The sequence below is a fragment of the Gluconobacter sphaericus NBRC 12467 genome, assembly GCF_006539125.1.
In the GTDB taxonomy this organism is placed as follows: domain Bacteria; phylum Pseudomonadota; class Alphaproteobacteria; order Acetobacterales; family Acetobacteraceae; genus Gluconobacter; species Gluconobacter sphaericus.
In genome coordinates this window covers 411,377-422,878 of record NZ_BJMK01000001.1, presented here as the reverse complement: position 1 = coordinate 422,878, position 11,502 = coordinate 411,377, and the positions used below count along the sequence as shown (strand labels likewise).

Sequence of the window (11,502 nt, the reverse complement as noted above, 5' to 3'; positions counted from 1 at the left end):
ATGCTTGCGTCTGAGGCCAAACCTTCGCATATCATCCCGCTCGGATGAAACCGGCCGGATGCCGGACCAGCAAGACGATCGGAGACGTCAATGACCTATGTGGTCACCGAAAACTGCATTAGTTGCAAGTTCACGGATTGCGTGGAGGTCTGCCCCGTAGACTGCTTCTACGCCGGTGAGAATTTCCTCGTCATCAATCCTGACGAATGCATCGACTGCGGCGTGTGTGAGCCGGAATGCCCGGCAGAGGCCATCTTCCCGGACAGCGACAACCGTGCCGCTCCGTGGATCGAGATCAACGCGAAATATTCAACTCAGTGGCCGAACATGACCCGCAAGATCGACGCCATGCCGAACGCCGAAGAATGGAAAGACAAGCCCGGCAAGGCCGCCATGCTGTCCGAGGCGCCCCACAAGGACTGATCCCGCTTTTCTTGGGCTGCATCTTTCACCCGGTCTCTCTGGAGACCGGGTTTTTTTATGCCAGATCGACAGCTCAGCTCCTTTAGCGGGCTAAAGCACAAAGGAAACCAAGCATAAAAAAAGGCTGACAGGATTTCTCCTGCCAGCCCTTCCCTCAGATTTCGAAAGAAACCTTAGCGGGACATCATGTTGATCGCAGTGTCATGCATGATGAAGATCGTACCACCAATAATGACAATCACCGATGCCGCAGCAAAGATGAAGCACATCAGGTTCCAGCTCTGCTCGCTGCTGGTGTTCATGTGAAGGAAGAACACCAGGTGAACGACGATCTGCACAACGGCAAGAACCGTCAGTGCGGCCAGCGCCATTCCCGGAGACAGGGCGTGGGTCATGACGGCGGCAAAAGATGCCACCGTCAGGATCACGGCCAGAACGAAGCCGATCAGATAAGCCGAATAGGAGCCGTGGCTACCATCGTGGGCTGTATGTGCCTGAGCCATTACATCACTCCTGCGAGATAGACGAACGAGAAGACACAGATCCAGACGATGTCAAGGAAGTGCCAGAACAGGCTGAGGCAGGTCAGCTTGTTCATCATACGCTCGGACAGATCCTGCGGACCCATCATCTGCACCATCAGGACGAGCATCCAGATCAGACCGCAGGTGACGTGCAGACCATGCGTTCCAACCAGCGTGAAGAACGCGGAGAGGAATGCCGAACGGTCAGGACCGTTGCCTTCTGCGATCATGGAGCTGAACTCGTTCAGCTCCAGACCGACGAAGGATGCGCCCAGAACGAAAGTGACGGCCAGCCACAGAAGAACCATCGTCTTGTTCTTCGCCATCGCATTCAGCGAGGCGAAGCCGTACGTGATGGACGAGAACAGCAGAATAGCCGTCTCGATCCCCACATTCGTCAGATCGAAGAGCTCCTTACCCGACGGACCACCGGCAAACTGATTCCGGAGAACCGCAAAGGCAGCGAAGATCGACCCGAACAGGATGCAGTCCGTCATCAGGTAGAGCCAGAAGCCGAACACGTTGGGGGTCTCGTGGTGTTCCCCGTGATGATCGTCAGCGTGTGCCAGAGGCGACATTGTTGCTTCGTGAGCCATAAGTCTTATGCCCCCTCTTACTCTGCTGCCTGAGCCGCAGCGATACGACGAGAATAAACTTCCTCGTTGTGCTCGATTTCGCTTACCGGAACGTAATAGTCGACGTCACGATTGGCGCTGCGCAGGATCATGGTTGCAACGATACCGATCAGGGAAATGGCGGCAAGCCACCAGATGTACCAGATCGAAGCGAAGCCGAACAGGAACGCGAACAGACCGATAAAGACACCAGCGGAGGTGTTCTTCGGCATGTGGATCGGCGCCAGCGGCTTGCCGTGAGCCTTCAGACCCAGCTGCTTCTCGGTGTGGAACGTGTCGAGACCGTGAATGTCGGGAATGACCGCGAAGTTATAAGCCGGCGGCGGAGAAGAAATAGCCCACTCCAGCGTACGGCCGTTCCACGGATCACCCGTCAGATCAAGATTCTCAGGCAGGTTACGGTCGCGGATGGACACATAGAGCTGCGTCAGCTGGCAGGCGATACCGCAAGCGATAACGATCGCACCGGCTTCAGCAACCAGCATCCACGGATACCAGTCAGGATTGTCGTAGTGGTTCATACGACGCGTCATGCCCTCGAGGCCGAGGATATAGAGCGGAACGAAGGCCAGATAGAAGCCGATGAACCAGCACCAGAACGCGCGCTTGCCCCAGGCTTCGTTCAGTTTGAAGCCGAAAGCCTTCGGGAACCAGAAACCCATGCCTGCAATGTAGCCGAAGTACACACCGCCAATGATGACGTTGTGGAAGTGGGCAATCAGGAACAGGGAGTTATGCAGGATCCAGTCAGCGGCTGGCATGGCCATCATGACACCAGTCATACCACCGATGGAGAAGGTGATCATGAAACCGATCGTCCAGTACATCGGAGCCGTGAATTCCACGCGACCCTTATACATCGTGAACAGCCAGTTGTAGATCTTCACACCCGTCGGGACGGCGATGATCATCGTCATGATACCGAAGAAGGTATTGACGTTAGCACCAGCACCCATGGTGAAGAAGTGATGCACCCACACGACAAAGGAGAGCACCATGATGGAGCACGTGGCGTACACCATCGTCTTGTAGCCGAAGAGCGGCTTTTGGGAGAACGTTGCAGTGACCTCGGAGAAAACACCGAATGCCGGAATGACAAGGATGTAAACTTCCGGATGGCCCCAGGTCCAGATCATGCTGAGGTAAAGCATGACGTTGCCGCCGGCATCGTTCGTGAAGAAGTGCATGCCGAGGTAACGGTCAAGGCTGAGCAGAGCCAGCGTCACTGTCAGAACCGGGAAGGACACCATGATCAGAACGGTCGTGCAGAACGCAGTCCAGGTGAAGACCGGCATCTGCATCCAGCCCATGCCAGGCGCACGCATCTTGACGATGGTCGTGAAGAAGTTCACGCCCGTCAGCAGCGTACCGACACCGGAGATCTGAACGGCCCAGATATAGTAGTCAACGCCGACACCCGGGCTGAACTGCATCTCGGACAGAGGCGGGTAAACCAGCCAGCCGCACTGAGCGAACTCACCGATAAACAGCGAGATGTTGATCAGCAGGGCTCCGACCAGCGTCATATAGAAGCTGAGCGAGTTCAGGAACGGGAACGCAACGTCGCGCGCACCGATCTGAAGGGGAACCACCAGGTTCATCAGGCCCGTCATGAACGCCATCGCCATGAAGAAGATCATGATGGTGCCATGAGCGGAGAAGATCTGATCGTAGTGGTGCGGCGGAAGGTAACCCGGGTTACCCTTGTAAGCCAGAGCAAGCTGGGTACGCATCATGATAGCGTCCGCGAAACCGCGGAACAGCATGACGATCGCCAGAATGACGTACATTACGGCAAGACGCTTGTGGTCGACTGTCGTCAGCCATTCACGCCAGAGATAGCCCCATTTGCCATAATAGGTGACGGCACCCAGTACGGCGAGACCGATAACAGCAACACCAATGAATGTACCGACAAGAATCGGCACATCCAACGGTATGGCTGATAAGGAGAGTTTTCCGAGCATCTGTCGGTTATTCCTTCATGCCAGTGTCGGACGGTGCAGCGTTGGAAGCAGACTGCATGTGCATGACCTTGCCCGTCTTCTTGTCCACCATCATGCCGTTGTTATACTTGGCAACGATGCCGTCGAAGAGATCCGGCTGGACATGCGCGAAATACTGTACCGGCGCAGATTCCTGCGGTGCAGCATATTTCGGGTAGGTGGTATCGTCGAGATTTTCGCTTCCGCTCTTCACTTTCTCAACCCAGTCGTTGAACTGAGCCGGATCCATGGCGAGGGTACGGAACTTCATATCCGAGAAACCACGACCACTGAACTGTGAAGCCTCACCGAGATAATCCCCGGATTCACTTGCAAGCAGATGCAGCTGGGTCTGTTGACCAGGCATGGAGTAGATCATCGATCCCAGACGCGGGATGAAGAACGACGTCATGACGGTGTCAGAGGTGATCTGGAAATTCAGCGGCGTGTTCGTGGGAACATCCAGCTGGTTGATCGTTGCGATCCCCAGGTCCGGATAGATGAACAGCCATTTCCAGTCGAGAGAAACCACCTGGACATTCAGGGGCTTGACGTTGTCAGCCGTCTGAAGCGGGCGGTACGGGTCATAAGCATGCGTACTCCACCAGCTGATGGCGCCCAGAAGAGCGATCAGGATGGCAGGGACGCCCCAGATGACATATTCAATTACGGTCGAATGATCCCAAGTCGGGAGGTATTCGGCCTCTTTGTTGGAAGCACGATACTTCCACGCAAAATAAAGCGTCGCGGCGCAGGTGGGAACCACGACCAGCATCATGATGACGAATTCCGCCACCATGACATCGCGGTTCATTTCTGCGACCGGGCCGCGCGGCTGAAGCAGATCAACCGTACAACCCGATAGCATCAGCGCCGGCAACGCTGGGAGATATCGCCAGAGTTTTTTCATCGGTCCTGCTTTCATCATCCGTTCCGGCTTGCAGTAGTCGCCGGGAAACGGTTTGACACGATAAGGTCCGCATCAGTGCCGCCGAACGCTGCCATAGTCTGCTACCTTTCTCGTTCGTATCCTGACGTCAGGAACCGGATCAAAGATCCGACCCTGAAATTCATTCAGCATGGGACACGGCTGTCCCGGTTCCTCAGGTTTTTTCCGCCTGAATCGCCTCAAAGACAAGGCTTATCACGGATTTCGTGAGCCCTTCCCCGACATAGGGCTCAGAGTGAAATGGCTGTTTTTCGCCACATTTGATCTAATTAAGGGTTTCATTAAGTCATAAAATTACAGATTTTTAATGTGAACTGCTTTAGAATTCGTGGAAATAATTCAAGACTTTTTTGGTCCAAAAAGCAGAAAGGGGCGGCATCAACTGCCGCCCCTTTCTGGATCTCCAGTATCGCTAAGAGAGTAATCTCAATCGCTGTTACCTGAGCGAACCCCCATGAACTGGATCAGAAACTGAAACAGGTTCACGAAATTGAGATACATTGTCAGCGCATCATAGACACTCAGCTTCGCAACATCATCTGCACCAGCATAGGCCATGTACTGCTGATACGTGATCTTGATGCGCTGCGTGTCATACGCCGCCAGTAGGGTGAAAAGCCCCACACCTATTATGGAAACCAGCATGGCAAGCGGCGAACTGTGGAGGAAAATGTTCACCACGGATGCCAGAAGGATCCCAATCAGCCCCATAAACAGGAAAGAACCGAGTCGAGCGAGATTGGCGCCGGTCGTGTATCCCCACAGCGACATTCCGGCGAACGTAATAGCCGTCACGAAGAAGGTACGGGCCACGGAAACGCCGGTATAGCTCAGCAGAAGACTGGCCATGCTCGCACCCATCGCCGCGCTGAACAACAGGAAAATCCCCTGTACGGCCGACCGCGACAGACGGTTGACCCCGAAGGACAGAACCATCACGAACACAAGAGGAGCAAAGATGCTGATCCCACCCAGAAGGGTCGGACGCAGAACGATGGCACCATTCGGCATTTCTGCCAGATGGAAGAAGAGAGAGCGCAGGGATGTCTGTGCGACGCCGTAAGCGACCACTCCCGTGATCACCAGACCAAGCGCCATCCAGTTGAAGACCCGGCACATATAAGCACGAAGCCCGGCATCGAGACTGCCGGCTCCGGCCTGCACACCGGCCCTGCTGAAGTTGGTATTGAAAGCCATGACACCTTTTCCAATGAGATGCCCTTCTGAAAAGGGCGCTTGACGAACCCGGGAGGGCCGTCCGTACACTCATACTGAATGTGGGGTTTTTATCGGAAGGGTCAAGAATACTCCGCCGCCCCTTACTTCTTTTTCATGGGAAACGCGCCTCTTGAGACTTTTTGTCGCACTCGACCTTCCTGCCGATGTCCGGGAAACGCTTGCGCTGATGCGCGGTTCTATGCCCGGCGTGCAATGGGTTCCGGCCGAAAACCATCACATCACCCTCCGCTTCATTGGAGAGATCACTGATCGGCACCGGCTGGAAGAAATCGACCTCACCCTCTCCCGCCTCGCCTGGCAGCCTTTCGAAATTTCCCTCGCTCAGGCTGACATTCGCGAAGGCCTCACGGCGGACAGCCTCATGATCGGGGTCGAACGCACCCGCCAACTGGATGCGTTGCAATCCCAGGTCGAAAGCGCCCTTCGCCGTGCTGGCTGCCCACCAGCAAAGCGCCGCTTCCAGCCCGCCATCACCCTTGGACATTTTTTCCCGAACCAGCGGGCGGACGCCATCAAATGGGTCCAGCGGCACAATCTCTTCCGCAGCAAACCCATCTCCGTAGAGCACGTTACACTTTTCGAAAGCATGCGGAGCCAGGGCGAACACGTTTACGTTCCCCGCGAAGAATATGCCTGGCAGCCGGACATGCCGCTGATCCCCGAGGAAGAATGACCCTGTCCGTTCCGTCATCCGAGGAACGCCTTGAGGCACTCCTAACGGAAGTTCGGGCCTGCCGGGTCTGCGAGCCCCATCTCCCGCTCGGCGCCAGACCTCTGATCCATGCTTCAGCTACAGCGAAGATCCTGATCGCCAGCCAGGCCCCTGGCACCAAGGCCCATATCGCCGGAAAATCTTTCTACGACCCCTCCGGCAAGCGCCTGCGCGACTGGCTCGCGATCTCAGAAGCTATTTTTTATGACACGCGCCAGATCGCCATTTTCCCGATGGGCCTGTGCTATCCCGGACGCCTACCCAAAGGCGGCGACAACCCGCCCCGTCCGGAATGTGCCCCGCTATGGCGCCGTCGCGTCCTTTCCCTCATGCCGGATATCCGCCTGACACTGCTCGTCGGAAGCTATTCTCAGAACCATGTTCTGGGACGCGGTTCAGTTACAGAACGCGTCAGAAGTTTCCGGAACTATCTGCCCGAATATTTTCCCCTGCCCCACCCCTCGTGGCGTACCAGCGCCTGGGAAAGAAAAGCGCCATGGTTTCAGGAAGAAGTCATTCCCGCCCTGCGTAAACGCGTTCATGCGATACTGGCGGAGCGCTAATCAGGCGGCCTTGGCCTGTTTCAGCGCCTCGACAAGGAACCCTTCCACGCCCGACGCCAGGATCTGCACCCCGATCGCCAGAAGGATCAGCGCCGCAAGCCGGCTGACAATCCGCGTTCCCGTCACCCCCAGCATCGCAACAACCCGCTCGGCATAGGCGTAAACGACCGCCACCACAATCGCCATGGTCGTCGCGGCAGCCGATACGCCGACATAATAATCCGCTGTAGGCATGTTCGGTGGCGTGGATGAACTAAGCGCGATAGCTACGGAAATACTACCCGGCCCCACCGTAAACGGCATGGCCAACGGAAAGAACGCCGTCTCCCGCAGATCCGGTGTCGTCACGGTCCGACCGCCCTGAAGCGCCTGCTTTTCCTTACGCGCCTCGGACGTCTCAGGCTGCAACAGCATCAGCCAAGCACGCGACGCTACAACCAGACCGCCCGTAATCCGCAGGGCATTGATCGAAATTCCAAAAAACCCGAGAATCCAGCTACCGAACCAAATGGACACCAGCATGATGCCCAGCGAATTCAGCGCCACCTGACGCGCCAGTTCGACAACCTCGCGACGATCGCGCCCTTCCGTCGCCTGAGCAAAAATCAGTGACGCCCCAAGCGGATTGATGATCGAGAAGAGCGCTGGAAAGGCGATCAACCAGCTGCTGAGCGTATTCCCCAGCCCGGGTGCCAGACTCATGAACCGGTCAGACCTGACACGGCCTGTGGCTTGCGCTTGCGTGCCAGCCGTTCCTCACCCTTCAGAAAAGCCCGCAGCATCCGATAATCCTCGGAAAAACAGCACACCGTCCCAGCCGTCCTGTCCGGACAGACCGTCAGTCCCAGATCATTATAGACAGCCATCAGCGACTGGCCAACCTGTATGAAGGCGAGCTTGCACCCTTCCTGCAACGCCAGATCCCGCAGCCGCCAGATTGCCGCAACGCAGTTTCGTTCAGATCCGGCCGGATCTCCAAGTCCGATGATGAACTGCCCCGTCCGCAGGAACGGAATGGCCGCACGCCCGGCCTCATCCAACAACAGACCCGTTGGACAACGCGCACCCAGCTGCGGCAGTGCATGGGCCAGACTGTGATAGCGATGCGCATTCTCGGCGGTCCAGGCCTCGAACCGGATGCGCGTCCTCCGCATCCCGCGCCACAGGACATAGAACCCGCACAGCGCCGAAAATCCGAGAAACCAGCGCCCGACGGCCGTATGAGCGTCATAAATCATCGACCGCCACCAGATCGGCCCGAGATGCCGCTGCACGGCAACCCAGCCTACCCCTAGCAGTCCAAGCCCCCACAGCGAGAGCGGCGCCAGCATCGACGGCGTCAGAGGAGCGGCCAGAAGATGCGCCCGGCGATAATAGCAGTTCCTGAACGGCAGCAGCAGCAGCATCACGAGAATGATGACCACAGGCCCTGCCCACGGCGCATGCCGCAGCATCAGCAACAGAGCTGCCGAACCCAACATTCCGAGGGAAAATTTCCAGGCCAGCGCCACACGCTGCGACAGCCCCCAAGACAGCGCAACCAGCCCGACACCCGCCACCGTCAGCAGCAGATCCGCGATCTGTGAGACAGCTGCCCCAAGAGATGTCTGAAGCGGCGGCAGACCAGCCACCAGCGCGTAAAGCACAAGCAGAATACCCACGACCGCCTGAACGCTCGTCGCTACAGCCACAGAAAAATCCGCTTCCGACTCCCGGACGACCTGACTGGGCCGCACCCGCCGCGGCGTCTGCCCGGCCGAAACCAGAGCCTGCTCGCCGCGCAGAAACAGCTCATGCCCCGCGAACATCAATCCCGCGAGAAGGAGCGGGATGATGTAGTAGAAAAGCCTGAAAACAAGGATGGCACCCATGATCTGCGACGCCGGCAGATAGGCCTGCAACGCCAGCAACATGGCCCCGTCAAAAACGCCCAGGCCACCCGGCACACTGGCCATGAGGCCGGCCGTATAGGACGCCAGATAGATCGCAAGGAACGTCCCGAACCCGAAATGCGCCTCGGGCGGCAACGGAGGCAACACGCAATACGCAATCAACGCCGTCGCCGCCATGTCCGCTGCGCTGACCGCGATCTGGGCAATCGCAATGCCCGCTCCCGGAAGCTCGATCTCGTATTTCCAGATCCGCACATGCCGTCGCACGCGCGCCACCAGCACATAGGCTAGCAACACACCACACAGCACCAACCCCGCCAGACGAAGCAGGAACTCGGGCAGATGGGACAGGACCGGCACGGCATGCGGCTCAAAGATCAGAATACCGCCAATCAGCGCCATCGTACCCAACAGGTACGTCGCCGAGCAGAACGCAATGATCTGCGCGATCGCCCCAGGCGCCACGCCCCAGCTCCGATAGAGTCTGAAACGCACAGCCGCCCCGGAAATCGCCGCACATCCCAGATTATGGGACAGCACGTAAGAGCAGAACGCCGCAAACGCCGAACGCTGGTAAGACACCTTCGCCCGGACATGCAAACAGGCCAGCCGATCATAGAAAGACAGGATGAAATACGACAGGATCGTTGCCGCACCACCGGCCAGCAGGGCAGAATCCGGAATAGCGCTCAGGCTCGTCGTAATGTCATGAAGCGACAGATGCCGCAGCTCCCGCCAGATGACGACAACCGCCGCCACCAGCAGGATCAGCCCCACGAGCGCAGGCGCGCGAGACATGAACACCTGCCACCGCTGCTTTCGCAGCCCGGCCTCTGAACATGTCTCGTCAGCCACCCCTACATCCACACAAACGCTCTGCTCTTCCATCATGGAAGACACCTGAACATCCTGCGGCCTGTTATCCACGGGCATGCCGATGCCTCAGCCCTGCACAGGCTCTTCAACAGGCCGCGCGAGGGCATCCCGGATCAGGCCAACCGTTTCCGGCAACCCGAACAGGGAAGCGAAAATCCCGAAACGCGGCCCTTCGGTCTGTCCAAGCAGCACTTCATACAGGCACCCGAACCAGGACCGCAGTTCCGGCTTGGCGAAATAACGCTTGCCAACCTCGAACACGACATCCTGCACATCACCCGGTGCTGTGTCCGGAGCGAGCTTCGCCAGTTCATCCGCCAGATCCACAAGCCCTTTGCGTTCGGTCTCTGTCGGCGCACGATAGGTCTTGTTAGGGTACACCTGCTCCTTGAAATAGGTCAGCGCACAATGCACGAGCCGATCCACATACGGATGCGTCTCGGGCGACAGCGTCGGATCATAGCGACGCAGGAATTTCCACAGCGTCTCAGGCTTGTCGGCATTGGCCACGTTCGCAAGGTTCAGGAGCGCTGTATAGGACACCGGGCTGGTGTCTTCCGGACGGATCGTTCCGCCATGGATAAACCACACCGGATTGGCCAGCAGATCCGGTCCTTCCTGCGTCTCGGCTTTCTGCACGAGCGTCAGGTAATCATCCGTCGCGCGCGGGATGACATCGAAGAACAGGCGCTTGGCCCGCGTCGGCTGCTGGAACATGTACTGCGCCAGACTCTCCGGCGTACCGTAACGCAGCCATTCCTCAACCGACAGGCCATTGCCCTTGGACTTGCTGATCTTCTGCCCCTGCGCATCAAGAAACAGCTCATAGGTCAGTCCAGCAGGCGGCTCTTTACCCAGAATACGGCAGATCTTCGAAGACAGCTTCACACTATCGATCAGATCCTTGCCGGACATTTCATAATCCACGCCCAACGCATACCAGCGCATGGCCCAGTCGGCCTTCCACTGCATCTTGGCATGACCACCCAGAACGGACGTCTCGAACGTCTTTCCGGCCTCGTCTTTCCAGACAACCGTGCCGGCATCCGGATCAACCTTGATGATCGGCACCTGCATGACCTGCCCGGTTTCGGGATGGATCGGCAGAACCGGCGAATAGGTCGCCCGGCGCTCCGGACCAAGCGTCGGGATGATGGTCGCCACGACTTCGTCATGGACTTCAAGCATACGGCGCAGAGCCGCATCGAACGTGCCGTTGGTATAATACTGCGTGGCGGAAGCGAATTCGTAATCGAAACCGAAACTATCGAGGAACTGGCGAAGGCGCGCATTATTATGCGCAGCAAAGCTGTCATATTCGCCAAACGGATCAGGCACCCGCGTCAGCGGCAGACCCAGATGCTTTGCGAGCATCTCCTGCTCCGGCACATTGGTCGGCACCTTGCGCAGCGCGTCCATGTCATCGGAGAACGCAAGCAGACGCGTCGGACGGCCGGTTAGAGCCTCATAGGCCTGACGCACCCAGGTCGTCCGCGCCACTTCGCCGAACGTACCGATATGCGGCAGACCCGACGGACCATAGCCCGTTTCCAGAAGGGCAGGAGCCTGCTCCGAAGTATCAGATGCGCGCGCGTCCATGCGCACGGTGATTTTTCGTGCCTCGTCGAACGGCCATGCTTTCGGAAGCGGCGCGTCAGGAGAGAGGGACGAGGCGATAGGTGTCTTGGTTTTCTGCATGATTAC

The 11,502-nt window shown here is 57.8% G+C and carries 11 protein-coding genes; 3 read left to right on the top strand and 8 right to left on the bottom strand.

Going from position 1 to position 11,502, the window contains the following annotated elements:
* The first annotated feature begins 90 nt into the window (after positions 1-90).
* On the top strand, positions 91-423 hold the full coding sequence (gene fdxA, locus GSP01_RS01955; protein WP_141350047.1) for a ferredoxin FdxA: 333 nt from the start codon (positions 91-93) through the stop codon (positions 421-423).
* A 173-nt stretch (positions 424-596) separates the two neighbouring features.
* On the opposite strand, the gene cyoD is transcribed toward fdxA, so the two are convergent.
* The 5 genes from cyoD to GSP01_RS01930 all read right to left on the bottom strand — a co-directional run bounded on the left by cyoD (position 597) and on the right by GSP01_RS01930 (position 5,713).
* Positions 597-926: a cytochrome o ubiquinol oxidase subunit IV gene (gene cyoD, locus GSP01_RS01950; protein WP_141350045.1), complete on the bottom strand. Its 330-nt coding sequence runs from the start codon at positions 924-926 to the stop codon at positions 597-599.
* Positions 926-1,543, bottom strand: a complete 618-nt coding sequence (gene cyoC / locus GSP01_RS01945; RefSeq protein WP_141350043.1) for a cytochrome o ubiquinol oxidase subunit III — start codon at positions 1,541-1,543, stop codon at positions 926-928. Before cyoC ends, cyoD begins: the two co-directional genes overlap by 1 nt.
* A 17-nt stretch (positions 1,544-1,560) precedes the next feature.
* Positions 1,561-3,549 (bottom strand): cytochrome o ubiquinol oxidase subunit I, encoded by a 1,989-nt coding sequence (gene cyoB, locus GSP01_RS01940; protein ID WP_141350041.1) that lies wholly within the window; start codon positions 3,547-3,549, stop codon positions 1,561-1,563.
* Between the two features lie 7 nt (positions 3,550-3,556).
* A complete protein-coding gene (gene cyoA / locus GSP01_RS01935; protein WP_141350038.1) occupies positions 3,557-4,495 on the bottom strand; it encodes a ubiquinol oxidase subunit II in 939 nt (312 codons plus the stop codon).
* A 447-nt stretch (positions 4,496-4,942) separates the two neighbouring features.
* Positions 4,943-5,713, bottom strand: a complete 771-nt coding sequence (locus GSP01_RS01930; RefSeq protein ID WP_141350036.1) for a Bax inhibitor-1/YccA family protein — start codon at positions 5,711-5,713, stop codon at positions 4,943-4,945.
* Positions 5,714-5,864: 151 nt separating this feature from the next.
* Here GSP01_RS01930 and thpR point away from each other — a divergent pair, with 151 nt between their 5' ends.
* Positions 5,865-6,428: an RNA 2',3'-cyclic phosphodiesterase gene (thpR, locus tag GSP01_RS01925; RefSeq protein WP_141350034.1), complete on the top strand. Its 564-nt coding sequence runs from the start codon at positions 5,865-5,867 to the stop codon at positions 6,426-6,428.
* A complete protein-coding gene (locus GSP01_RS01920) occupies positions 6,425-7,030 on the top strand; it encodes a uracil-DNA glycosylase family protein (RefSeq protein ID WP_141350032.1) in 606 nt (201 codons plus the stop codon). Before thpR ends, GSP01_RS01920 begins: the two co-directional genes overlap by 4 nt.
* Here the strand turns inward: GSP01_RS01920 and GSP01_RS01915 are convergent, their stop codons facing one another.
* From GSP01_RS01915 to GSP01_RS01905, 3 genes are all read right to left on the bottom strand, one after another.
* Positions 7,031-7,732, bottom strand: a complete 702-nt coding sequence (locus GSP01_RS01915) for a MarC family protein (RefSeq protein ID WP_011253425.1) — start codon at positions 7,730-7,732, stop codon at positions 7,031-7,033. It lies immediately after the preceding gene.
* Positions 7,729-9,720 carry a lysylphosphatidylglycerol synthase domain-containing protein gene (locus GSP01_RS01910; protein WP_373320102.1) on the bottom strand — a complete coding sequence of 664 codons (1,992 nt, stop codon included), beginning with the start codon at positions 9,718-9,720 and terminating at the stop codon, positions 7,729-7,731. The genes GSP01_RS01915 and GSP01_RS01910 overlap by 4 nt, the downstream gene beginning before the upstream one ends.
* A 144-nt stretch (positions 9,721-9,864) precedes the next feature.
* On the bottom strand, positions 9,865-11,496 hold the full coding sequence (locus GSP01_RS01905) for a lysine--tRNA ligase (RefSeq protein WP_141350030.1): 1,632 nt from the start codon (positions 11,494-11,496) through the stop codon (positions 9,865-9,867).
* Between the last annotated feature and the right edge of the window lie 6 nt (positions 11,497-11,502).